Origin of the sequence: Streptomyces shenzhenensis, assembly GCF_021462265.1 — a bacterium.
Lineage (GTDB): Bacteria > Actinomycetota > Actinomycetes > Streptomycetales > Streptomycetaceae > Streptomyces > Streptomyces shenzhenensis.
The window spans coordinates 1-22,989 of sequence record NZ_JAJONF010000011.1; the positions used below are offsets into that span (position 1 = coordinate 1).

16 protein-coding genes, 1 tRNA gene and 2 pseudogenes are annotated in these 22,989 nt (G+C 71.4%); 14 read left to right on the plus strand and 5 right to left on the minus strand.

The genetic code is table 11. From position 1 onward, the window contains the following. Nucleotides 1-245: 245 nt before the first annotated feature. Both LQ326_RS49130 and LQ326_RS16510 read left to right on the plus strand, forming a co-directional pair. Nucleotides 246-387 (plus strand): annotated as a pseudogene (locus tag LQ326_RS49130) (XdhC/CoxI family protein); the annotation flags it as partial. Nucleotides 388-756: 369 nt separating this feature from the next. Next, a tRNA-Met gene (locus LQ326_RS16510) sits at nucleotides 757-830 on the plus strand. A 905-nt stretch (nucleotides 831-1,735) separates the two neighbouring features. On the opposite strand, the gene LQ326_RS16515 is transcribed toward LQ326_RS16510, so the two are convergent. Further along, the gene (locus LQ326_RS16515) at nucleotides 1,736-3,421 is read right to left on the minus strand and encodes a ribonuclease J (RefSeq protein ID WP_234537337.1); all 1,686 of its coding nucleotides are present in this window, start codon (nucleotides 3,419-3,421) and stop codon (nucleotides 1,736-1,738) included. 439 nt (nucleotides 3,422-3,860) lie between these two features. Between LQ326_RS16515 and LQ326_RS16520 the strand changes: the two genes are divergently transcribed. The 6 genes and pseudogenes from LQ326_RS16520 to LQ326_RS16545 form a co-directional block, all read left to right on the plus strand. Beyond that, on the plus strand, nucleotides 3,861-4,529 hold the full coding sequence (locus tag LQ326_RS16520; RefSeq protein ID WP_234537339.1) for a transposase: 669 nt from the start codon (nucleotides 3,861-3,863) through the stop codon (nucleotides 4,527-4,529). Nucleotides 4,530-4,561: 32 nt separating this feature from the next. Further along, nucleotides 4,562-5,881, plus strand: coding sequence for a bifunctional 3-oxoadipate enol-lactonase/4-carboxymuconolactone decarboxylase PcaDC (gene pcaDC / locus LQ326_RS16525; protein WP_234537342.1), 1,320 nt, complete (start codon nucleotides 4,562-4,564; stop codon nucleotides 5,879-5,881). 65 nt (nucleotides 5,882-5,946) lie between these two features. After that, the gene (locus LQ326_RS16530) at nucleotides 5,947-6,582 is read left to right on the plus strand and encodes an MBL fold metallo-hydrolase (protein WP_234537345.1); all 636 of its coding nucleotides are present in this window, start codon (nucleotides 5,947-5,949) and stop codon (nucleotides 6,580-6,582) included. Between the two features lie 220 nt (nucleotides 6,583-6,802). Further along, nucleotides 6,803-7,582 (plus strand): exodeoxyribonuclease III, encoded by a 780-nt coding sequence (locus LQ326_RS16535; RefSeq protein WP_234537349.1) that lies wholly within the window; start codon nucleotides 6,803-6,805, stop codon nucleotides 7,580-7,582. A gap of 16 nt (nucleotides 7,583-7,598) precedes the next feature. Continuing rightward, nucleotides 7,599-8,006 carry a DUF6278 family protein gene (locus tag LQ326_RS16540; RefSeq protein ID WP_234537352.1) on the plus strand — a complete coding sequence of 136 codons (408 nt, stop codon included), beginning with the start codon at nucleotides 7,599-7,601 and terminating at the stop codon, nucleotides 8,004-8,006. Between the two features lie 321 nt (nucleotides 8,007-8,327). Next, nucleotides 8,328-8,652, plus strand: a pseudogene (locus tag LQ326_RS16545) (amino acid ABC transporter permease); the annotation flags it as partial. Nucleotides 8,653-8,696: 44 nt separating this feature from the next. Here the strand turns inward: LQ326_RS16545 and LQ326_RS16550 are convergent. Together LQ326_RS16550 and LQ326_RS16555 are read right to left on the minus strand one after the other, a co-directional pair. Then, nucleotides 8,697-10,295, minus strand: a complete 1,599-nt coding sequence (locus tag LQ326_RS16550) for an alpha/beta fold hydrolase (RefSeq protein ID WP_234537356.1) — start codon at nucleotides 10,293-10,295, stop codon at nucleotides 8,697-8,699. Nucleotides 10,296-10,411: 116 nt separating this feature from the next. Beyond that, nucleotides 10,412-11,176 carry a hypothetical protein gene (locus LQ326_RS16555; RefSeq protein WP_234537358.1) on the minus strand — a complete coding sequence of 255 codons (765 nt, stop codon included), beginning with the start codon at nucleotides 11,174-11,176 and terminating at the stop codon, nucleotides 10,412-10,414. A gap of 143 nt (nucleotides 11,177-11,319) precedes the next feature. Between LQ326_RS16555 and ggt the strand changes: the two genes are divergently transcribed. Next, on the plus strand, nucleotides 11,320-13,113 hold the full coding sequence (gene ggt, locus LQ326_RS16560) for a gamma-glutamyltransferase (RefSeq protein WP_234537360.1): 1,794 nt from the start codon (nucleotides 11,320-11,322) through the stop codon (nucleotides 13,111-13,113). 89 nt (nucleotides 13,114-13,202) lie between these two features. Here ggt and LQ326_RS16565 read toward each other — a convergent pair whose 3' ends face one another. Further along, entirely contained in the window at nucleotides 13,203-15,761 is a 2,559-nt protein-coding gene (locus LQ326_RS16565) for an ATP-dependent Clp protease ATP-binding subunit (RefSeq protein ID WP_234537364.1), read from the minus strand. Between the two features lie 507 nt (nucleotides 15,762-16,268). Beyond that, the gene (gene map / locus LQ326_RS16570) at nucleotides 16,269-17,048 is read right to left on the minus strand and encodes a type I methionyl aminopeptidase (protein WP_234537366.1); all 780 of its coding nucleotides are present in this window, start codon (nucleotides 17,046-17,048) and stop codon (nucleotides 16,269-16,271) included. A 45-nt stretch (nucleotides 17,049-17,093) separates the two neighbouring features. On the opposite strand from map, the gene LQ326_RS16575 reads away from it, so the two are divergent. The 5 genes from LQ326_RS16575 (at nucleotide 17,094) to LQ326_RS16595 (ending at nucleotide 22,904) form a co-directional block, all read left to right on the plus strand. Then, entirely contained in the window at nucleotides 17,094-17,345 is a 252-nt protein-coding gene (locus tag LQ326_RS16575) for a helix-turn-helix domain-containing protein (RefSeq protein ID WP_234537368.1), read from the plus strand. Between the two features lie 125 nt (nucleotides 17,346-17,470). Next, nucleotides 17,471-18,865, plus strand: coding sequence for a hypothetical protein (locus LQ326_RS16580; RefSeq protein WP_234537370.1), 1,395 nt, complete (start codon nucleotides 17,471-17,473; stop codon nucleotides 18,863-18,865). 168 nt (nucleotides 18,866-19,033) lie between these two features. Beyond that, entirely contained in the window at nucleotides 19,034-19,876 is an 843-nt protein-coding gene (locus LQ326_RS16585; protein ID WP_234537373.1) for a nitrilase-related carbon-nitrogen hydrolase, read from the plus strand. Beyond that, complete coding sequence (locus LQ326_RS16590; RefSeq protein ID WP_234537375.1) at nucleotides 19,873-21,156, plus strand: aspartate aminotransferase family protein; 1,284 nt, start codon at nucleotides 19,873-19,875, stop codon at nucleotides 21,154-21,156. The genes LQ326_RS16585 and LQ326_RS16590 overlap by 4 nt, the downstream gene beginning before the upstream one ends. 167 nt (nucleotides 21,157-21,323) lie before the next feature. Continuing rightward, entirely contained in the window at nucleotides 21,324-22,904 is a 1,581-nt protein-coding gene (locus tag LQ326_RS16595) for a PucR family transcriptional regulator (RefSeq protein WP_234537378.1), read from the plus strand. The last annotated feature ends 85 nt before the right edge of the window (nucleotides 22,905-22,989 follow it).

The window sequence follows — 22,989 nt, forward strand, 5'->3', positions numbered from 1 at the left end:
GCGCTTGGTGGGACAGGGTAGGGACAGAGGAGCGAGAGAAGGTGAGACAGCGGTCTTCAGTTGACCTGCGATGGTAGGCGCCCCATGTCCGAGGCGGAAGACATGAGGGAATGGCGGGGCCACGACGTGCTCGACCATGAGCGGCAACACACACGTTCGGGGAATCCGAGCACGCCGTGATCGATACCGGAGGGGACCCTGACAGCTGCCCCGAGAAGCTCTCAGTCCTCGTTCCCGTACATGCTGCTCCGCCCCGCATGCCAATCTTCGGCGCCGTCGACTTCAGCCAGGCCGCATGCTTAACTCGGGTACCGCGTCACCGTCTGCGACGCCCGGCCCGTCTTCGCGACCGTCGCCCCCTTCCCGTACGCCGACGAAGTCGTCGTGGCGGGTTCCGCAGCACCCTCTTCCTGCGCGGTGAAGGTAACTGGCGACGAGATCACCACCCTGGACATCAATCCTGCCGAGCAAGACGTCGGCGATGCGGCGGCCTTCCTCCGGACACCACCGAGTCCCCCTGGGCGGAACCGACGCTCGGACGCCGCAGTGGGCATGGCGTCCTCCTCCGGCGCTGCATGGACAGGCGGCCATGTGCATGACTGTGGGTGTGCGGTCTCGACGGGGAGCTTCCGGGGGCGCTCGCTCGTCCGACGAGTCTGCTTGTTTGTTCACAGGCGGATGACGGCCAGCGCGACGAGCGCATGCGAAAGTCGATTGGGTCGATTCCGATCGGTGCCGTACAGTTCACCGTACCGACGCGGGGTGGAGCAGCTCGGTAGCTCGCTGGGCTCATAACCCAGAGGTCGCAGGTTCAAATCCTGTCCCCGCTACTCAGACGTGAAGGCCCGGCATCCACCGGGCCTTCGCTGCGTGTGTGCCGGTTCGGACCTGGCTCTCGGCGAACAGGGCACCGCGGTCGCAGAAGGCGTCAACGCACTGGGCTGCACCGAGGCCGTACGCCGCCTCAGCCACCGTGCTCACGGAAGCGTGGCTCTGACACAAGGCGGCAAGCCGTTTACACGGCGCAGCCTGCCGTCCTGCCGGCAGGATGCGCCGATGGATCAGTCCCCGCCGACCATGGACAGACAGGAGGGACATGGGCATCGCTGGTTTCCTGGCTGGTTTTCGGTCGTCCCGATCAGTGGTGCGATCCCAGTAGCTGGCCGCCTCGCGCCGATGCGGTGCCCGCGCTCAGTAGCGGAGGCGTCGGCGACGGCTGAAACATTTCAAGCGTCCCCGACAGCGGAGGACGACAAGGGTGCCGTCAATAGTTGGTGAGGCGGAAGGAACAGCCGACGGCCTTGATGCGGTGCCAGACGGTCACGAGCACGGTGATGCCCAGAGGGAGTGCGCCTGGTGTCGGCGGGCATCTCGCTCACAGCTGTGCTTCGCCGTCGGGGCGGGGTGCCGGAACGGGCAGAACGGCGGTGTCGTCGTCCATCCCGGTACCGAAGGCGTCGAGGCGGCTTCAGCGCACTCACCCAGCATGCGCCGGCACCGTCGAATTGCCGGCGGATGACTTTCGCGGGATCTGCCGGTCACCCGGCAGACACAGATGGTTCACCGGGCAGGCATGGGTAACCCCGGCAGATGGCTCCCACCGGCTGCGCAGAGCACCGGTTGGCGGCGGCCCAGAGCCACCCGCGCTGGAGGAACCTCGTGAACGGCGAATCGACCATCCCATCCTGCCAGGCGGCGCCGCGGCCGGAACGGGACCGTGCTGCCGGGCTGAGGCTCAGGCGTCGATGATGACGGGGATGATGAGGGGCTTGCGACGGTAGGTGCGGAACGCCCAGTTCGCCACGGCGCGGGCGACGAGTTGTTCGAGCTGGCGGGCGTCCCCGACGCCCTCCTCGGCCGCGGTGGCCAGGGTCTTCTCGATGACGGGAACGACCGCTTCGAAGGTGGTGTCGTCGTGGACGAAGCCCCGGGCGAGGAAGTCCGGTGCCTCGGCGAGGGCGCCGGTGTCCGCGTCGACGATCGCCACCACCGCGACCACGCCTTCGGCGGCGAGGATGAGGCGGTCCTTGAGGGACGCCTCGGTGGCGCCGCCGACTTCCATGCCGTCCACGTAGACGTTGCCGGCGGGGACCTTGCCGGTGATGGACGCGCGCCCGTCGACCAGGTCGACGACGACGCCGTCCTCGGCGATGACGACCCGTTCGGGGTCGACACCGGTACGGATGGCGAGGTCGGCGTTGGCCCGCAGGTGGCGCCATTCGCCGTGCACGGGCATCACGTTGCGGGGCTTGACGATGTTGTAGCAGTAGACGAGTTCCCCGGCGCTGGCATGCCCGGAGACGTGCACCTTGGCGTTGCCCTTGTGGACCACGTGGGCGCCCCACCGGGTGAGTCCGTTGATCACCCGGTAGATGGCGTTCTCGTTGCCGGGGATGAGGGAGCTGGCGAGCAGGACGGTGTCGCCCTTGCCGATGCGGATCATGTGGTCGCGGTTGGCCATCCGTGACAGCGCGGCCATCGGCTCGCCCTGGGAGCCGGTGCACACCAGAGTGATCTTGTGGTCCGGGAGTTTCTCCAGCTCCTTGGTGCTCACGACCAGACCGGAGGGGACCTTCAGATAGCCGAGGTCACGGGCGATGCCCATGTTGCGGACCATCGACCTGCCGACGAAGGCGACCTTGCGGCCGTGCTGGTGGGCGGCGTCCAGGACCTGCTGGATGCGGTGCACATGGCTGGCGAAGCTGGAGACGATGACCCGGCGCGGCGCAGTGCGCATCACCTGCTCGATCGCCGGGTTCAGCTCACGCTCGGACGTGGTGAAACCGGGTACTTCGGCGTTGGTGGAGTCGGTGAGGAACAGGTCCACGCCCTCCTCGCCCAGGCGGGCGAAAGCACGCAGATCGGTGATGCGGTCGTCGAGAGGGAACTGGTCCATCTTGAAGTCGCCGGTGTGCAGCACCATCCCGGCCCGGGTGCGGATCGCGACCGCGAGACTGTCGGGGATGGAGTGGTTGACCGCCACGAACTCGCAGTCGAAGGGCCCGAAGCCGCGCCGGTCGCCCTCCCGCACCCGCACCGTGCGCGGCCGGATGCCGTGTTCCTTGAGCTTGGCCTCCAGGAACGCCAGCGTCAGCTTGGAGCCGACGACGGGGATGTCGGACCGCTCGCGCAGGAGGTACGGCACGCCGCCGATGTGGTCCTCGTGGCCGTGGGTGAGGACGATGGCCACGATGTCGTCCAGCCGGTCCCGGATCGAGGCGAAGTCCGGCAGGATCACGTCCACGCCGGGCTGGGTCTCCTCGGGGAACAGCACCCCGCAGTCGACGATCAGCAGCTTGCCCGCGTGCTCGAAGACGGTCATGTTGCGGCCGATCTCGCCCAGGCCGCCCAGGGCGATGACCCGCAGCCCTCCTTCGGGAAGGGGCGGGGCGGCTTTCAGCTCGGGGTGCGGATGACTCATACCCTGACGGTACCCGGAGAGCGGGACAGGATGATCCACTGCCTGCGGGACCTGAGCGCTCGATACGAACCGCCGCCGACGACGTACTGCCGCTCGCCGACCGCTGGCCGGTGATGGTCCGCTGCTGATGCCGAGGGGTCTGTCTCGACAGGGGCGTGCCCGACCAGGCGCCGTCACTGTTCTGACCATCCGTGCGGTTGGTGCCAACTACGCGATGAGCCATCGGGTCGGAAGCCAGCTCCATCGGGGCGGCCCTGGCCCGCTGCATGCTGGCCCGGGATGTGGAACGACGTGAACCGGCTCTGCCCGACCGAACCGAACCGTCGCCGGCGCGGCAAGTCGGATCCGCGCGATGCCCAGAACACGGCCCGGGCGGTGCTGAGAGGGCGGGCGCGTGCCCGGGCCAAGTCCGTGCGATGCGCCGTTGCAGTTCGCCCGCATGTACAAGCTCGCCAAGGGTTGGGCGGTCAAGGCCCGTACCCAGGCGATCAACCAGCTGAAGGCCGTCCTAGTGATCGCCGACCCCGCCCTGCGGGAACGGTTGTCGAGCTTGGGCAATGCCGAGCTGTTCCGCACCTGCGCGACCCTCAGCCCACCCGATGGTGGGGGAGACGAGGACGCGGTGGCGCAGGCCACCCACATGACGTTGCGCAGTCTCGCCGAGCGCGCTGAGCAGCTCACCGGGCAGATCGATGAGCTGAACCGGCGCCTGACCCGGCTCGTCGAACGCCACGCGCCGCAACTGCTCGTACCGGTGGGCATCGGCCCGGACAGTGCCGCCACTCTCCTGATCACCATGGGGGACAATCCCGAGCGACTGAACACTGAGGCGTCCTCTGCTGCCCTTTGCGGAGTCAGCCCCATCGAGTACTCCTCCGGGCGTCGGAGCACGCGCCGGCTCAACTACGGCGGCGACCGGCAGGCCAACGCCGCCCTGCACCGCATCGTCTTCACCCGGCTGCGCCACGATCCGCGCACCCAGGCGTACTACGAACGCCGCACCCAGGAGGGCAAGACCCGGCGTGAGATCATTCGGTGCCTCAAGCGATATGCGGCCGGCGAGGTCGTCAACCTGGTCAGACCGGTTTCCCGCACCCCTGCGTTATAGGGGCGTCCGTGAGACGTGAGAGGGTCTGAGGCGTGAGTGAGACACCGTCGAACACCCTGCAATACCGCTTTGACGGGCCAGAAGAGGCTCCAGTCCTGATCTTGGGTCCCTCCCTGGGGACCACATGGCACATGTGGGACCGGCAGATCCCGGAGCTGATCCAGCAGTGGCGGGTCTTCCGCTACGACCTGCCGGGGCACGGCGGCGCCCCGGCGCACCCCGCGGTCTCCGTGGCCGATCTGACCGCCCGGCTGCTGGCCACGCTGGACTCCTTCGGTGTGCAGCGCTTCGGCTACGCGGGCTGCGCCCTCGGCGGTGCCGTCGGCGTCGAGCTGGCTCTGCGGCATCCGGAACGGATCGCCTCGCTGGCGCTGGTCGCCACCTCGCCCCGGTTCGGGACGGCGGACGAGTTCCGCCAGCGCGGCGTGATCGTACGCACGAACGGCCTCGACCCGATCGCCCGTACCTCGCCCGACCGCTGGTTCACCGGCGGGTTCGCCGCCGCCCAGCCCGCCATCACCGAGTGGGCCGTGCAGATGGTCCGCACCACCGACCCCGGCTGCTACATCGCCGCCTGCGAGGCCCTGGCCGGCTTCGACGCGCGGCAGGATCTCGCCCGGGTGGGCGTCCCCACGCTCGTGCTGGTCGGCTCGGACGACCAGGTCACCGGTCCCGCCGAGGCCCGCACCCTGGTCGCGGGGATCCCGGACGCGCGGCTCGCGGTCGTACCCGGCGCCTCCCACCTGGTCCCGGTCGAGCAGCCCGCCGCCGTCACCGACCTGCTGGTCCGGCACTTCTCCACCGCCTGGCAGCCCGCCTACGACTCGACCACCGGCCAGATGGCCGTCCCCGCCGCCCCGGTCAAGCCGGTCCTGACGGCCGCTCCCCAGGCCGTGCCCCAGGTCGCTCCCCAGGTCGCGCCGATCGCCGAGATCGCCCCGGCGGCCGTGGCGCCGCAGCCGTTCGGACGACCCGACCCGTACGACGCGGGGCTGAAGGTCCGCCGGGAGGTGCTCGGGGACGCGCACGTGGACCGGACGCTGGCGCAGGCCGACGAGTTCTCCGGCGACTTCCAGGAGTTCGTCACCCGCTACGCGTGGGGCGAGATCTGGGACCGGCCGGGCCTCGACCGGCGCTCGCGCAGCTGTGTCACGCTCACCGCGCTGGTCGCCGGCGGCCACCTGGAGGAGCTGGGCTTCCACCTGCGGGCGGCCCTGCGCAACGGCCTCACCCCGGACGAGATCAAGGAGGTGCTGCTCCAGGCGGCGGTGTACTGCGGGGTGCCGGCCGCGAACAGCGCGTTCCGGGTCGCCCAGCAGGTCATCCGGGAGGAGACCACCCCCGAGGGCTGAGGGAGCCGCGGGGGACCGGGGGAGTCCCGAGGACCGAAGAGCGGCTGGGAGGCAGGATGGTGACCATGAAGCTCACCAAGAAGTCCCACGCGTGCGTGCGTCTGGAGAAGGACGGGCGGGTCCTCGTCCTCGACCCCGGCGGGTTCAGCGAGCAGGACGCGGCCCTCGGCGCCGAGGCGATCCTGATCACCCACGAGCACGCCGACCACTTCGACGAGGACCGGCTGCGGGCCGCGCTGGACGCCGACCCGGCCGCCGAGATCTGGACGCTGAAGTCCGTCGCCGACCAGCTCGCGGCGGCCTTCCCGGGCCGGGTGCACACCGTCGGCCACGGCGACACCTTCACCGCCGCCGGCTTCGACGTCCAGGTGCACGGCGAACTGCACGCCGTGATCCACCCGGACATCCCGCGCATCACCAACGTCGGGTACCTCATCGACGGGGGCAAGGTCTTCCACCCGGGCGACGCCCTCACGGTCCCCGACCATCCCGTCGAGACGCTGATGCTCCCGGTGATGGCGCCCTGGAACAAGATCTCCGAGGTCATCGACTACGTCCGCGAGGTGAAGCCGCAGCGCGCCTACGACGTCCACGACGCCCTCCTCACCGATCTCGCGCGGCCGATCTACGACCGCCAGATCGGCGCCCTGGGCGGCACGGACCACCAGCGGCTGGCGCCAGGGGCCTCGGCCGACGTCTGAGGCCGCCTGGCTGTGGCCACCTGACTGAGGTCGCTTGGGTGAGGCCGCCTGACTGAGGTCGCTTGGGTGAGGCCACCTGACTGAGGCCGCCTGGCTGGAGTCGCCTGGCCGTGGCCCCGCGGCTCACGGCGGCGGGTGCCGCCGGGCCGATGTCCGGGGCCGGTGCCTCAGGTCCGACGGCCGAGGCCGGTTGTCAGAGGGGCCCGGTAGGTTGTGGAGCATGCGCATCGCGACCTGGAACGTGAACTCGATCACCGCCCGCCTGCCGAGGCTCCTCGCCTGGCTGGAGAGCAGCGGCACCGACGTGCTCTGCCTCCAGGAGGCCAAGGTCGCCGAGGAGCAGTTCCCGTTCGAGCAGCTGCGCGAGCTGGGCTACGAGGCGGCGGTCCACGCGACCGGCCGGTGGAACGGCGTGGCGGTGCTCTCCAAGGTCGGCCTGGAGGACGTCGTCAAGGGTCTGCCCGGCGACCCCGGCTACGACGGCGGTGTGGAGCCGCGCGCGATCTCGGCCACCTGCGGCCCGGTCCGGGTCTGGTCGGTGTACGTGCCCAACGGCCGCGAGGTGGCCCACCCGCACTACGCCTACAAACTCCAGTGGTTCGAGGCGCTGAAGGCGGCCGTCGCCGGGGACGCGGGCGGCAGCCGCCCCTTCGCGGTCCTCGGCGACTACAACGTGGCGCCGACGGACGACGACGTCTACGACGTGGCCGCCTTCGAGGGCCTCACGCATGTCACCCCCGCCGAGCGCGCCGCCCTCGCCGCCCTGCGCGAGACCGGCCTGACCGACGTCGTCCCGCGCCCGCTCAAGTACGACCACCCCTACACCTACTGGGACTACCGCCAGCTCTGCTTCCCCAAGAACCGAGGCATGCGCATCGACCTGGTGTACGGCAACACACCCTTCGCCAAGGCCGTGAAGGACGCCTACGTCGACCGCGAGGAGCGCAAGGGCAAAGGCGCGTCCGATCACGCCCCGGTGGTGGTGGACCTGGAGGTGTGAGTGTCAACCTGGGACCATGAACATCCCCTTCCTGGGTAACAGGCACGGCAAGCCAGGTGACGCCCCCCACACCGCCGACCCCGACCTGCTCGCCGAGTGCGAGCTCCTGCGCGCCCAGGCGGCCGAGGAAGGTGTCGTGCTCGACGACACCCCCGCCTCGCTGGAGGCCCTCGACCAGTTGCTCCCGCGCTGGCGGGACGACGAGGAGACCATGACCTGGCTCGGCACCGACGCCGGCCTGTACCTGGGCACCGTCCTGACCCGGACCGTGTCCGGCGCCGAATGGGAGATCAGGGCGGACGGGGAGCCGGTGGTGCGGCTCGCGTCCGGGCGGGAGTTCGAGGTCGTCGAGTCCGGCCACGACTGGGCCGCGAACGGGGTCCCCGAACTCTCCCAGCTCTACGCGGAGGTCGCGGAGGTCTGAACGACGGCCGCCGGCGCGACGACCGCGGCAGCGATAAAAGCGGGATAAATACGGCTAATGCCCGAAAGGTGCGTGTCGTGCCTTAAGTCCGCTCCCGGCTGGATAGTTTGCGGCAACCACGACACAGCTGAGAGTGGGTAGCGCTGCGTATGGCCGTCGATCCTCTGATCGGACTGCGGGACGTCAACACGTACTACGACACGGGAGAGGCGGTCGTGGTCAGCGGCCCCTCGGGGCCGGGAGAGCGGGCGCCGTGCCGGATCGCCGACCGCCTGGAGACCATCGAGTCCGGCACCCTCGCCCTCGGCGGCCTGCGACGGCGGCTGGGCGCTCGCCGAGGTGTTCCGCTCCGGGGTGCGCCGCGCCGAACGCGGCCGGCGGGAGGCCGTGTTCGCGCTCGGCACACGCAAGACCCAGGTCATGCCGTACCTACGAGGAGTTCCTCCATGCCGGGAAACCGTCCGCGCCGAACCTCGACTACGATTTGCCCTTCATCCCTGTGGTGAGGGTGATCTCGCCGAGCCGCATCAGGATGTGCATGTCGCTCTCGTGGTTCGCCGGCCGGGTGACCAGGCGGGAGCGGCACAGTCCCAAGACCGGGGCCGCCGAGGCGGCCCCGGCCGAACCAGGGACGCTGCTGCCGTAGGGGGCAGCGGCCAAGGGCCAGGCCCGGCCGGCGGCAGCCGGAGATCACTGCTCGCGCAGCGGAACGGACACGTACGACGGGTCGTCCACCGGCGAGGAGAAGGTCAGCTGCGCGCCGGACGGGTTGTGCTCGGTGTAGAGCGGGTCCACTGTGTCGATCACCAGCGCGAGCCGGTGCCCGGCGGGCACGTCGTAGGCCGTGGAGAACAGGTCCAGGTCCACGTCGAACGCCTTGCCGGGCGTCCGGCCGTGCCAGGTGTACGGGGCGTGGCTGACCAGCTTGCCGAGGCCGAGCGGCCCCACGTCGTAGAGGTAGGCGACGAGGGTGCCGCTCTCCGCGGTCGGCGTGAGGGTGGTGTGCAATGCGGCCGTACCCCGCACCTGTTGGGTGCTGCCGTACCGCTCCGACTGCCAGACGGCGGCCCAGCGCCGGGGCAGCAGCGGGATCGAGGCGACCGGCGGCAGCTGGGCGACCTGGTCGAGCAGTCCGGAGAGGAGGACGACCCCGCCGTCCGCGCCCGAGTCGACGTTCGCGTGGATGGTGGTCGAGCCGGCGAGGGCGAGCTTCCCGCGGGCCGCGTCCACCGACTTCCAGTCCGGGTAGCCTTCGTAGCCGCCGCTGGTACGGGACTTGAGGCGCACCGGCTGCTCGCGGTCGACGCCGTTGTCCGTGCCCTTGAGATAGTGGTCGAACCAGCGCTCGGTGTCGGTCCACACGTCGTTGGGCAGTCCCAGCAGTCCGGACAGCTCGGCGGTGGCGTGATCGCCGGGGCGCAGCTCCAGGCGCTTGGGGACGGTCAGCTTGCCGTAGAAGTCCGCGTACTGGTTGGCCGGGAAGATGGAGTCGCCCCAGGCGTTGGCCATGAAGACGGCCGCGCCGTTCTTGTTCAGCTGGTCGGCATAGGTCGCGGCGGAACGTTTCGCCCCCCAGGCGATCATGTCCTGCTCCTTGGCCAGGTTCGACGCGTAGAAGTCGTCGAAGATCTGCCGGACTTCGGGGCTCTCGCGCCCGGTGAGGGTCGCCGAGCCGTCGAGCAGGGCGGCCGCCTCGACATGCTGCGTACGGCCGGAGTAGATCGAGGCGATCAGATCCGCCCAGCCGCTGAGCGCGCCGACCGCCTTGATCCGCTTGTCGTGCGCGGCGGCCAGCAGACTGATCCCGGCGCCGTACGACACCCCCGCCATGCCGATGTGCCGCGGGTCGGCGTCGGTGTGGGCGAGCGCCCAGTCGATCACCTTGGACGCGTCCGCCACGTCCGCCGGACCGGCCACGTCTATCTGCCCGCCGGACTGCCAGAAACCGCGCACGTTGTAACTGAGCACGATGTAGCCCGAGTCCGCGAGCTCCTGGGCCTGGGCCAGGTACTCGACCTGGGGCAGCGACCAGCTGGTGGGCAGCACGAGGAGCGGGTAGCGCCGGCCGGCGTCGGCGCCGGCCGGCGTGACGACGTTCCCCTTCAGGACCGTGCCGCCGTCGCCGGTGATGTCGACGAAGCGGACGGAGGCGGCGGCCTGGGCAGCCGGGGCCAGGCCGATGAGGGTGCCGGCGATCAGGGCCGCCGAGACGGCTCCTGCGGCGGTCGTGCGCACGGCGGTGGCACGGCGGGCGGGGCGGCGGCTCGCGGTGGCGCGACCAGGTCCCATGGGTCACTCCTCACTCGTGTCAGTGCAAAGTGACCCGACGGTAACCTCGACCCCTTACCGCAAGTAACCCGCCGGTAAGTTACGTGCGGGTAACGATTGTTGAATGGTGCAGGTAATCAGGAGGCGCGGTGCGAGGCGTGGGGCGTCTCGGTCGCGTCGGGCGGCAGCGGTGCCTGGGCGGCACGGGTGACGTCCTCGACGAGTTCGACCACGTCAGGGCCGTACGCCTGCGAGTTGACCACCTTGAGGAGCAGTACGAAGGACTGGTTGCCGTGCTTGCGGGCGAGCCGCTGGTGGTTGCGGGCGAGGTAGCGGGTGGCCGCCTGGTTGGTGATGGCGCGCTGCCCGCAGAAGAGGAACACCGGGCGGGCTTCGGGGCGTTGGCCGGCGGTCAGACGGGCCAGCAGCACGTACTCCGTGATGCCCGGATCCAGCCGGTAGCGCTCGGTGCCGATCTGGAAGGCACCACGGTCCGGGCCCGGCTCCGGGTCGATGTTGACGCGGACGCCCGGCAGCATCGCCGACATGTGGGCGAGCATCCGGCGATTCGACCCCGGCCCGCCCACGCAGAACTCGGTGCGCTCACCGAAGCCCTGCTGGACGTTGTCCTGGGTCACCATCTGGAGGTTCGCGCCGCAGTCCTTGATCAGCGCGGCCAGCTCAAGCAGCGCGAACACGTCGAAACGGTGGACCGCCGGTTCGGACGTGGCCGGATCGCGGTTGACGACCAGCAGCGACTCCGAGTTCTCCGGCAGCCCGAAGAAGGCCTGCTTGCGGCGCAGGCTCCGGCGCCACAGCGAGGTACGGGCCAGCCAGCCGAGCGCCGCGCTGATGCCGGCCGCGACGACGCCGAGGATAATGTTGCGCAGGTCGTCATTCATGGGCGCGCATGCTAGCGGCCACAGGTGGCCGGAACGTACCCGTGTTCGGATTGTGGCGGTCGTATGACAGTGCCCTGAATGTGGCTGTCGGGGCCGAGGTCCCGCCGGTACGCTGCGCGGACGTTCCGGAACTGGAGGTGCGGATGCGTCGCCCTGTCGCGCGGAAACTGACGGTCCTGGCGGTCTCGGCCGCCGTGGTGTCGGTGGGGGCGGCAGCGCCTCCCGCATCCGGTGCCGCCCCCGCCGCGAAAACCCCGGTGGCCGTCGGCTACGGCGGCGCGGTCGCCAGCGTCGACGCCGATGCCACCGCCGCCGGTATCGAGGTGCTCCGCAAGGGCGGCAACGCGGTCGACGCGGCCGTCGCGACCGCCGCCGCGCTCGGCGTCACCGAGCCCTACTCCTCCGGCATCGGAGGCGGCGGCTACTTCGTCTACTACGACGCCAAGTCCCGTACGGTGCACACCATCGACGGCCGCGAGACCGCACCGCTGACCGCCGACTCCAACCTGTTCACGGAGAACGGCCGGCCGCTCGCCTTCGCCGATGCCGTGAGCAGCGGACTGAGCGTCGGCACCCCGGGGACGCCGGCCACCTGGCAGACGGCGCTCGGCCGGTGGGGGACCCAGCGGCTCGGCAGCGTGCTCGGACCGGCCGAGCGGATCGCCCGCGACGGATTCGTCGTCGACGACACCTTCCGGTCGCAGACCGCCGCGAACGAGACCCGGTTCCGGTACTTCCCGGACACGGCGAAGCTGTTCCTGCCGGGCGGGAAGCTGCCGGTGGTGGGCTCCACCTTCAAGAACCCCGAACTGGCCCGCACCTACCAGGAGTTGGGGAAGAAGGGGGTCGGGGCCGTCTACCGGGGCGACCTCGGCAAGGACATCGTGTCGACGGCCGACAACCCGCCGGTGGATCCGGGCTCGGGGTGGAAGGCGAGAGCGGGCAAGCTGTCCGTGAACGATCTGGCCGCCTACCGCGCCAAGGTGCAGGCGCCCACCGAGACCGGGTACCGCGGGCTGAAGGTGTACTCCATCGCGCCGTCGTCCTCCGGCGGGACGACCGTCGGGGAGGCGCTCAACATCCTTGAGAACACCGACCTCTCCAAGGCCGGTGACGTGCAGTACCTGCACCACTTCATCGAGGCGAGCCGGATCTCCTTCGCCGACCGCGGGCGCTGGGTCGGCGACCCCGCGTTCGAGGACGTACCGACGAAGGGGCTGCTGTCGCAGCGGTACGCCGACGAGCGGGCGAAGCTGATCAGCGACGACGCGGTGCTGACCAGCCCGGTCGCGCCGGGCGACCCCGACGACCCCGGGTCCACCGGTACGGCGGCGCCGACCACGTACGAGGGGGAGAACACGACGCACCTCACGGTCGCCGACAAGTGGGGGAACGTCGTCTCCTACACGCTGACCATCGAGCAGACCGGTGGCAGCGCGATCACCGTTCCGGGACGCGGGTTCCTGCTCAACAACGAGCTGACCGACTTCTCGTTCACGCCGGCGAACCCCGCGGTGCACGACCCGAACCTGCCGGGGCCCGGGAAGCGGCCGCGGTCCTCCATCTCGCCGACGATCGTGCTGGACAAGGCGAACCGGCCGGTGGTCGCGGTGGGTTCGCCCGGTGGGGCGACCATCATCACCACGGTCCTTCAGGTGCTGACCGAGTTCCTCGACCGGCATCTGCCGTTGGTGGACGCGATCGCGGCACCCCGGGCGTCGCAGCGGAACGCCGCGAAGACCGAGTTGGAGCCGGCGCTGTACAACGACCCTGTGCTGAGGGGGAAGTTGGAGGCGATCGGGCATTCCTTCAGTCTGAATCCCGAGATCGGGGCGGCTACGGGGGTGCAGCGGCTGCCGGGTGGGAAGTGGCTGGCGGCGGCTGAGACGGTGCGGCGGGGTGGAGGGTCCGCGCAGGTGGTGAATCCGGTTCGGTAGTTCGCGGGCTGCGGGGGCGTGGGGGCTGGTCGCGCGGTTCCTCCCCCAGCCTTCGGCCGGGGTACCCCCAGCGCCCCTGAAGGGGCGCCTCAGGCCGGGGCGCTTGGCTGGTTCTGCTTGTTGAACACCAAGCGATCGCCCTCCGCATCCACCGTCACGCTGCTGCCCTCCGCGATCGTGCCGTTCAGGAGCAGCCGTGACAGCTGGTTGTCCACCTCCCGCTGGATGGTCCGCCGCAGCGGGCGGGCGCCGTATTCCGGCTGGTAGCCGTGTTCTGCCAGCCAGGTGACCGCCGCGTCCGTGAAGTGGGCCGTGACGCCCTGGGAGCGCAGCATGCGGCGGGTGTGTTCCAGGAGCAGCTCGGTGATCCGGCGCAGCTGGTCGCCGGTGAGCTGGCGGAAGACGACCATCTCGTCGATGCGGTTCAGGAACTCCGGGCGGAAGTGGTCGCGGAGCGGGCGCAGGACCTGTTCGCGGCGGGTCTCCTCGGTCGCCTCCTCGCCGCCGGGGCCGAAGCCGATGCCGGCGCCGCGCCTGGTGATCGCGTCCGAGCCCAGGTTGCTGGTCATCACGATGACGGTGTTGGTGAAGTCCACCGTGCGTCCCTGGGAGTCGGTCAGCCGGCCGTCGTCCAGGACCTGGAGCAGGATGTTGAAGACGTCGGGGTGGGCCTTCTCCACCTCGTCGAGGAGGAGGAGCGAGTAGGGGTGGCGGCGGACCACCTCGGTGAGCTGGCCCGCCTCCTCGTGGCCGACGTAGCCGGGCGGGGCGCCCACCAGGCGGGAGACGGTGTGGCGCTCCTGGTACTCGCTCATGTCCAGCCGGACCATCCGGTCCTCGCTGCCGAACAGGGCCTCGGCGAGCGCGCGGGCCAGTTCGGTCTTGCCGACGCCGGTGGGGCCGAGGAAGAGGAAGCTGCCGATCGGGCGGTTCGGGCTCGCCAGCCCGGCGCGGGAGCGCATGATCGCCTCGGAGACGACAGCGACTGCCTCGTCCTGGCCGACGACGCGCTGGTGCAGGTGCGCCTCCAGGCCGAGCAGTCGTTCCTTCTCCTCCTGGGTGAGCCTGCTGACCGGGATGCCGGTCTGGCGGGAGACCACCTCGGCGATGGCCTCGGCCGTCACCTCCAGGTTCAGCCCCTCGTCCGCCTGGTCCTGGCCGGAGAGCTCGGTGATGCGGTCCTTCAGCCCGCATATGCGGTCGCGTAGCTGGGTGGCGCGTTCGTACTGCTCGTCGGCGACCGCCTGGTCCTTGTCGCGGGTGAGCTGCTCGATCTCGCGCTCCATGGTGCGCACGTCGCTGCCCTTGGTGCGGGCGCCGAGGCGGACCCGGGCGCCTGCCTGGTCGATCAGGTCGATCGCCTTGTCGGGCAGCCGGCGGTCGGTGAGGTAGCGGTCGGAGAGTTCGACGGCGGCGACCAGCGCCTCGTCGGTGTAGCGGACCTGGTGGTGGGCCTCGTAGCGGTCGCGCAGCCCGCGCAGGATCTCGATGGCGTCCGGCACCGTCGGCTCGGGCACCAGGATCGGCTGGAAGCGGCGGGCCAGCGCCGCGTCCTTCTCGATCTTGCGGAACTCCTCCAGCGTGGTCGCGCCCACGATGTGCAGCTCGCCCCGGGCCAGCGCCGGCTTGAGGATGTTGCTCGCGTCCATCGCGCCGCCCTCGCCGCCGCCCCCGGCCCCGACCACCGTGTGCAGCTCGTCGATGAAGACGATCAGCTGGTCGGAGTGCGAGCGGATCTCCCCCACGATGTTGGTGAGCCGCTCCTCGAAGTCGCCCCGGAAACGGGTGCCGGCCACCACGCCCGGCAGGTCGAGGGCGACCACCCGGCGCCCGGCGAGCCCCTCCGGCACGTCCGCGTCGGCGATCCGCTGGGCCAGCCCCTCGACGATCGCCGTCTTGCCGACACCGGCGTCCCCGATCAGTACCGGGTTGTTCTTGCCGCGCCGGGAGAGCACCTCGATGGTCTGCTCGATCTCGTCGTCGCGGCCGATGACCGGGTCGATCCGGCCCTGGCCGGCCAGTTCCGTCAGATCGCGGCCGTACTTGTCCAGGGTCGGCGTGCCGCCGGCCCGGCGCCGGGTGTCCGGGCCGGCGAGCGAGCGGTCGGTCTCCGCGGTGTCCGGCGGCAGGCCGCCGGCGGCGAACCGGGCGGCGTTCAGGATGTGCCCGGCGGCCGAGTCCGGGTTGGCGGCGAGCGCGCCCAGCACATGCTCGGGGCCGATGTACCCGGCTCCGCTGGCCCGGGCCAGGTCGTGGGCGTCCAGCAGGGCCCGCTTCACGGCGGGGGTGAGGGAGAGCGAGGTCGGCGGGGGTGTCTCGCCGGGCGGGTGCTGGACCGGGCCCGCGCGGCCGTCGATCTCCGTCGCCAGCGAGTCGGGATCGGCGCCGGACCTGCTCAGCAGGGAGCGGGTGGGTTCCGCCGCGAGCGCCGCGCGCAGCAGATGCTCGGTGTCGAGGTCCCGGCTGCCGTGTTCGGCGGCGTACTGGGCGGCGCCCTTGACCAGTTCCCTGGCCGGCTGGCTCAGCAGCCTGCCGATGTCGATCTGCCGAGGCCCCTGGCGGGCTCCGCCACCCCCGAAGAAGCGGGCGAGGAACTCTCCGAAGGGGTCCTGTCCGAAGCTGTCCGGTCCGGGGTAACCGCTGGTCATGAGCGTTCGTTCCGTTCCGGCGTCCCGGCGCCTGGCGGGACGCGCTCGCTGGTCGACGTGCCGGTCCACGCGGGTGCCCCTGCAGGGCCCGGTCACACCACCTTCGCACGCCCGCCGGAGGGGGGCACGTTCAGCCGTTCGGCGGCGGGCCCACGTGTACCACCGCATTTCACGGGCCGCGGCCGCCCAGCCCGCCGGGGAGAATTCACCAGCGGAATTCAGCACCGGCCGGATGCGGAATCCGGCCGGTGCTCCGGACGCGTGCCACGCCAGGTGGCCGGCGGCCGTCGGTATGCGGCCGGGACCGCCGCCGGCCTGGGGGATCGGGCCCCGCACGCACGTTTTTCCCGGGAACTCCTTCGCCGCTCGGGCGGGATGTCTCACCGCCCGCCACGGATATGCGTACGGGGATGCCGTCGTCGTTCCGTGTTCTGGAGAATTCGTCTGTGTGCCGCCTGCCCGCGTATCACGACAAGAGATACAAGAGATACCCGGGACATTCCTGGGTCAGCTCTCTGCGTTCCTGGCCGTGAGAATCCGCGGGCCCGACTCCGTGATCGCCACCGTGTGCTCCGCGTGAGCGGCCCGGGAGCCGTCGTTCGTGCGCAGGGTCCAGCCGTCCGCGGCCGCGTGGTAGTCGTCCTGGCCGCCGCCGATCAGCATGGGCTCGATCGCGAGGACCATGCCGTGCCGGAGCGGGAGGCCGCGGCCGGGGCGGCCCTCGTTCGGTACCCCGGGGTCCTCGTGCATGCGGCGGCCGATGCCGTGGCCGCCGAAGTCCTGCGGGATGCCGTACCCGGCGTCCCGGCACACCCGGCCGACCGCGTGCGCGATGTCGCCGATCCGGTTGCCGACGACCGCCGCCGCGATGCCCGCCGCGAGCGCCCGCTCGGCCGTCTCGACCAGCCGTACGTCCGCCGGGCGCGGCCTGCCGACCGTGAAGCTGATCGCCGAGTCGCCCGCCCAGCCGTCCAGTACCGCACCGCAGTCGATGGAGACCAGGTCGCCGTCGCGCAGCCGGTAGCCGGTCGGGATGCCGTGCACGATCGCGTCGTTCACGGACGCGCAGATGACGGCGGGGAACGGGGTGGGCGCGAACGTGGGGCGGTAGCCGAGGAAGGGCGAGGAGGCCCCGGCCTCGCGCAGCACCCCGCGCGCCACCTCGTCCAGTTCGAGGAGGGAGACGCCGATGCCGGCGGCCTCCCGTACGGCCGTCAGGGCCCGCCCGACGACCTGCCCCGAGGCGTACATGGCGTCGATCGATGTGTCTGTCTTCAGTTCCACCATGCCAATTAATATACCGGCTTTCTCGACCGGGTTAGAATGGTGAGCATGGTACGCACCCCTCTCACTCCGGAAGAGCGTGACCGCGGCGAGCGGCTCGGGCGGTTGCTGCGCGAGGCGCGCGGCGGCCGGAGCATGACGGAGGTGGCGGCCGCGGCGGGGATCTCGGCCGAGACCCTCCGCAAGATCGAGACCGGGCGGGCGCCGACCCCCGCCTTCTTCACCGTCGCCGCGCTCGCCCGCGCGCTCGGTCTGTCGATGGACGACCTGGTGGAGCGCTGCGCCCTGACCGTCGCGTGACGCGCAACGGTCAAGATCGGGCAATGAGGGCTCTGCCCTCCCGTCGAAAACTTCCCGTAGCAGCCCCGTAACACGCCTGGTGTTGCCTACGAAGCGGAGTGTTCCGGTCTGGCGGGAGTCGAGCGATGACTGTGGATCAACTCCCGGGCCGAGTGCGGGAGTTCGCGAGCTACCTGAACGGCCTGCTGGCGCGCCTCGACCAGGGCGCCGGCTGGTGCGCCGTCTTCTGGCAGCGCGACCCCGACGGAATGCAGGCCTGCCTCGGCGGGCGCGAGCTGCCGCCCTGGGACGTCGTGGCGGCGCTGCTCCAGGACCTCGCGACCGGCTACGGCCCCGAGACCGCCGCTCGCGAGGCCGAGCAGGCCCGCCGTCTGCACGCGGACGCGCTCACCGCGTACGACGCGCGGCCGGGCGCCCGGGAGGACCTGAGCGACCGCCTCGACGTGACCCTCCGCGAACAGCGGTACGCCGCCGAACGGCTGGCCCAACTCGGCCGCGCCCTCGACTCCGCGCACTCCCGCGAGGAGGCCGAGGCCCTGCACGTCGACCTCGCCTGGGCCCGCGACGACCACGAACGGGCGACCGCCCGGTGCGCCGAGCTCCGGACCCGGATGGCCAGGCTCCGGCACCGGGCCGAACTCGCCGGCCGCCTGCGAGGCGGCACCCCCGCCGCAGCCCCCCGGCCGGCCCCGGCTGCCGCCCCGGCCGCGACTCCCGTACCCGCCCCCGTCTCCACCCCCGACCCGGCAGCTGCCCCCGCGCCCGTCTCGGACTCCGTCCACGCCCCGGCGAAACAGCGCAAGCGCCGACGGGGCAGCGCCCGGTTCGCCGGCATGGCCGAGGACGAGGCCGCCCCCACCGTCGTACCGCTGACGCCGGAGGCGACCGGGCCGGAGTCCGCCACCGCCCGTCGTACCCCGCGCGGAGCCCGGTTCGCCGGGGCCGCCGAGGTGCCGGTGCCGGCGGAGCCGGTGGCGGCACAGCCCGACGAGGAGGCGGGACGGGCGGTGGCGGCGGCCGTGCAGCGGCTCGAACGGCTGCGGGCCGAGGGCCGCACCGGTGAGGCACACGCGCTCCTGGCCGAGGTCGCGCACTGGTCCGCCGCCCGGTTCCCGCTGCTCGCGGACGCCCTCCAGCGGTCCGGCCTCGGCGCCGACTGGGCCACGCTGCTGTGGGAGACGGCCTCGCTGCCCCCCGCCCGGCTCGTCGCGGCCGCCGACGCCCTGACCGCCGCGGGCCGGACCCACGACGGCCGGCAGATCCTGCGCCAGGGCGTCGCCCGCCCCGCCACGGAGATCGGCGAGGCCGTCCTCGCCCTGGACACGGAGGGCCGCCACCGCGAGGCCCGGGCCCTGCTGGACACCTACGTCCAGGTCCGCACCCCCGAGGAGGCGGCCCACAGCGCGGAACCGGATCCCCGGCGCCTGGTGCCCCTGCTGCTCCGTTCGGCGCAGTCGGTCTCCGACCAGCGCCACTGGGACCTGCTGCACGCGCTGCGGGTGGCCGGCCTCGCCTCCTGAGGCCCGTCCGCCGTGGCGGGGACGGGCCGCCACGCTCGTCCACCAGGGTAGGAAACGCGATCGACCCGGCGGCTTAACGGCGATGGTCTTGGCAAGGACTCCCAAGAGGCTTACTTTCGTCCCTCTACGGGCGTAGAGGCCTCTGACGACCCGCCGAAGGAGCAGCTCATGGCCAACGTCGTACGCGCCGCTCTGGTCCAGGCCACCTGGACCGGCGACACCGAGTCCATGGTGACGAAACACGAGGTGTACGCCCGCGAGGCGGCCCGCCAGGGTGCGAAGATCATCGGATTCCAGGAAGTCTTCAACGCCCCCTACTTCTGCCAGGTCCAGGAACCCGAGCACTACCGCTGGGCCGAGCCGGTCCCCGACGGCCCCACGGTCAGTCGTATGCGGGAACTCGCGCGCGAGACCGGCATGGTGATCGTCGTACCGGTCTTCGAGGTCGAGCAGTCCGGCTTCTACTACAACACCGCCGCCGTGATCGACGCCGACGGCACCGTCCTCGGCAAGTACCGCAAGCACCACATCCCGCAGGTGAAGGGGTTCTGGGAGAAGTACTACTTCAAGCCCGGGAACGTCGGCTGGCCGGTCTTCGACACCGCCGTCGGCAAGGTCGGCGTGTACATCTGCTACGACCGCCACTTCCCCGAGGGCTGGCGGCAACTGGGACTCAACGGAGCCCAGTTGGTCTACAACCCGTCGGCCACCTCGCGCGGCCTGTCGGCCTACCTCTGGCAACTGGAGCAGCCGGCCGCCGCCGTCGCCAACGAGTACTTCGTCGCCGCCATCAACCGGGTGGGCCAGGAGGAGTACGGGGACAACGACTTCTACGGGACGAGCTACTTCGTCGATCCACGTGGGCAGTTCGTGGGGGAGGTGGCGAGCGACAAGAGCGAGGAACTCGTCGTCCGTGACCTTGACTTCGACCTGATCGAAGAAGTACGGCAGCAGTGGGCCTTCTACCGCGACCGCCGTCCCGACGCCTACGAAGGGCTGGTACAGCCGTGAACGACCTCTTCGCCCGCCACCGCCAGGTCCTGCCCGACTGGCTGGCTCTCTACTACGACGAGCCCCTCGAAATCACGCACGGCGAGGGGCGGCACGTCTGGGACGCGGACGGCAACCGGTACCTCGACTTCTTCGGCGGCATCCTCACCACGATGACGGCGCACGCGCTGCCCGAGGTGACGAAGGCGGTGAGCGAGCAGGCCGGCCGGATCATCCACTCCTCCACCCTCTACCTCAACCGCCCGATGGTCGAACTCGCCGAGCGCATCGCCCAGTTGAGCGGCATCCCGGACGCCCGCGTCTTCTTCACCACCTCCGGCACCGAGGCCAACGACACGGCGCTGCTGCTGGCGACCGCCTACCGCCGGACCAACACCGTCCTGGCGATGCGCAACAGCTACCACGGCCGCTCCTTCAGCGCGATCGGGCTCACCGGCAACAAGGGCTGGTCCCCGACCTCCCTCTCCCCGCTGCAGACGCTCTACGTCCACGGCGGCGTCCGCACCCGCGGCCCGTTCGCCGAGCTGAACGACCGCGACTTCATCGCCGCCTGCGTCGACGACCTGCGCGACCTCCTCGGCCACACCCGCCCGCCGGCCGCGCTGATCGCCGAGCCCGTCCAGGGCGTCGGCGGCTTCACCTCCCCGCCCGACGGGCTCTACGCCGCCTTCCGCACGGTGCTCCAGGAGCAGGGCATCCTCTGGATCGCCGACGAGGTGCAGACCGGCTGGGGCCGCACCGGCGAGCACTTCTGGGGCTGGCAGGCGCACGGCCAGAGCGGCCCGCCGGACATCCTCACCTTCGCCAAGGGCATCGGCAACGGCATGTCCATCGGCGGGGTGGTGGCCCGCTCGGAGATCATGAACTGCCTGGACTCCAACAGCATCTCCACGTTCGGCGGCACCCAGATCACCATGGCGGCGGGACTGGCCAACCTGTCGTACCTCCTGGAGCACGACCTCCAGGGCAACGCCCGCCGCGTCGGCGGCCTCCTCATCGAACGCCTCCGCGCGGCCGCCGCCCAACTGCCCGGCGTACGCGAGGTGCGGGGCCGCGGCCTGATGATCGGCGTCGAGCTGGTCAGGCCCGGCACCGACGAGGCCGACCCGAAATCCGCCGCTGCGGTCCTGGAAGCGGCCCGCGAGTACGGCCTCCTGATCGGCAAGGGCGGCGGCCACGACACGAGCGCCCTGCGCATCGCCCCGCCGCTGTCGCTGACGGTGGCGGAGGCGGAGGAGGGCGCAGCGATCCTCGAACAGGCCCTGAGGAGTGCCTACTAGGCGCTCTGCCGGAGGCGCCGCGACACGCCGTGTGTCGACTGCGGCGCCGTCATGGCTGGTCGCGCGGTTCCTCCCCCGGCCGACGGCCGGGGGAGGAACCGCGCGACCAGCCCCCACCGGCCCGCAGGTCTCCACACGCACCGAACCCGACCAAGGGACCACGCGAGATGACCGCCACTTGGGATCCCCCGAACACCACAGAGCCCATACTGTCGGTCCGCCAGATCCTCGCCCTGGAAAGGGTCCTCGCCGGCGACCCCGAGGTGGTCGCCGCCGCGGCCCACCTCGACCGTCCCGTCCGCTGGGTGCACGTCGCCGAGGCCCCCGACGTCGGCGTCATGCTCACCGGCGGCGAGATGGTCCTCACCACCGGCGTCCTGCTCGCCGGCGACGAGCACAAACAGGCCGAGTACATCCAGTCCCTGCACCGGGCCGAGGCCGCCGCCGTGGTCCTCGGCCTCGGCCGCGCCTTCCCCGCCCCGCCCGACGCCATGCGCCGCGCGGCGGACCGGTGCGGCCTCCCGCTGGTGGTCCTGCACCGTCCCTTCCCCTTCGCCGAACTGACGGAGGAGGTCCAGTCCCGCCTGGTACGGCGGAAGTTCGCCGCCGTCAGCCTCTCCGAGTCGGTCCGTACCGCCCTCACCGGCCTCATCACGGCCGGCGCCCCCCTCCAGCGGCTCCTCGACGAAGTCGCCGTGCACAGCGCCTGCCCCGTCGTCGTCACCAACCTCGCGCACCGGGTCCTCGCCACCGCCGGGGAGCGGTCGGCCGTGGACGACGTGCTGCGCGACTGGGAGCGCATCGCCCGGCAGGCCGGCGGCAGCGCCGGCGACGGCTGGATCCGCGCCGAACTCGGCGGCCGGGGCGAACGCTGGGGCCAGATCATGCTCTGCGGCCACCGCGGCGACACCGCCACCGGCCGGCTGCTCGCGGACCGCGCCGCCGAGGCCCTGGTGCTGCACCGCATGCTCGGCGGCGGCTCCGCCCACACCTGGGAGGAACAGTCCGCGCAGAGCCTGCTGACCGACCTGGTCTCCGGGGTCGTACCGGCACGTCAGCTGCTGCCCAGGGCCCGGGCGGCCGGTCTCCCGGTCAACCGGCGCAGCTTCGTCCCGCTCGTCGTACGGGACGCCGAACCGGCCCAGCTGGAGCGGATCCTGCGCCTGCTGGGCCTGCCCGGACTCGTCGCCGAGCTCACCGAGCGCACCACCGCCGTCCTCCTCAGCCTCGCCCGCGACCAGGACGCCGACGCCCTCGCCGCGCACTTCGCCGCCCGGCTGCACGACGAGTCGGCGGGGCCCCGCGCGGTGGTCGCCGCCGCGGGCGCCCGTACCGTCTGGGACGACGTACCCGTCGGGCTGCGCGAGGCCCAGCACGTCGCCGACGCGGTCGCCGACAGCACCGCCGCCCTCGATCTGCCGGCCGTCGTCCGCCTCAGGGACGTCCACCTGCGCGGCCTGATCCGGCTGCTGCGGGACGATCCGCACGTCCAGTCCTTCGCCGAACGCGAGCTGGACGGACTGCTGTGCCCGAACGGCACCGACCCGGACCTGCTCGGCGTCCTGCGGACCTATCTCGCCACCGGCCGCAACAAGTCCCGCACCGCCCAGCTGCACCACGTCTCCCGGCCCGCGCTGTACCGCCGCCTGGAGGCGATACAGACCCGGCTCGGCGTCGACCTCGACGACTTCGAGCAGGCGGCCTCCGTGCACATCGCACTCCTCGCGCACGACGCGCAACAGCAGTGAAATATGCGACGACCTGGGAAAACGGCGGTGAAACATGGGCCAGCGACAGCGTGACACGGTGGCACGCCGGGCGCCCGCAGACGTG

What these genes read in the sequence shown, in the direction of transcription:
- LQ326_RS16535 (WP_234537349.1), top strand. Translation starts at nt 6,803, where the DNA reads ATGCGCATCGCGACCTGGAACGTGAACTCGATCACCGCCCGCCTGCCG.
- LQ326_RS16575 (WP_234537368.1), top strand. Translation starts at nt 17,094, where the DNA reads ATGGTACGCACCCCTCTCACTCCGGAAGAGCGTGACCGCGGCGAGCGG.
- LQ326_RS16555 (WP_234537358.1), bottom strand. Translation starts at nt 11,176, where the DNA reads ATGAATGACGACCTGCGCAACATTATCCTCGGCGTCGTCGCGGCCGGC.
- ggt (WP_234537360.1), top strand. Translation starts at nt 11,320, where the DNA reads ATGCGTCGCCCTGTCGCGCGGAAACTGACGGTCCTGGCGGTCTCGGCC.
- LQ326_RS16540 (WP_234537352.1), top strand. Translation starts at nt 7,599, where the DNA reads ATGAACATCCCCTTCCTGGGTAACAGGCACGGCAAGCCAGGTGACGCC.
- LQ326_RS16550 (WP_234537356.1), bottom strand. Translation starts at nt 10,295, where the DNA reads ATGGGACCTGGTCGCGCCACCGCGAGCCGCCGCCCCGCCCGCCGTGCC.
- LQ326_RS16530 (WP_234537345.1), top strand. Translation starts at nt 5,947, where the DNA reads ATGAAGCTCACCAAGAAGTCCCACGCGTGCGTGCGTCTGGAGAAGGAC.
- LQ326_RS16520 (WP_234537339.1), top strand. Translation starts at nt 3,861, where the DNA reads ATGTACAAGCTCGCCAAGGGTTGGGCGGTCAAGGCCCGTACCCAGGCG.
- LQ326_RS16565 (WP_234537364.1), bottom strand. Translation starts at nt 15,761, where the DNA reads ATGACCAGCGGTTACCCCGGACCGGACAGCTTCGGACAGGACCCCTTC.
- map (WP_234537366.1), bottom strand. Translation starts at nt 17,048, where the DNA reads ATGGTGGAACTGAAGACAGACACATCGATCGACGCCATGTACGCCTCG.
- LQ326_RS16585 (WP_234537373.1), top strand. Translation starts at nt 19,034, where the DNA reads ATGGCCAACGTCGTACGCGCCGCTCTGGTCCAGGCCACCTGGACCGGC.
- LQ326_RS16595 (WP_234537378.1), top strand. Translation starts at nt 21,324, where the DNA reads ATGACCGCCACTTGGGATCCCCCGAACACCACAGAGCCCATACTGTCG.
- LQ326_RS16580 (WP_234537370.1), top strand. Translation starts at nt 17,471, where the DNA reads ATGACTGTGGATCAACTCCCGGGCCGAGTGCGGGAGTTCGCGAGCTAC.
- LQ326_RS16515 (WP_234537337.1), bottom strand. Translation starts at nt 3,421, where the DNA reads ATGAGTCATCCGCACCCCGAGCTGAAAGCCGCCCCGCCCCTTCCCGAA.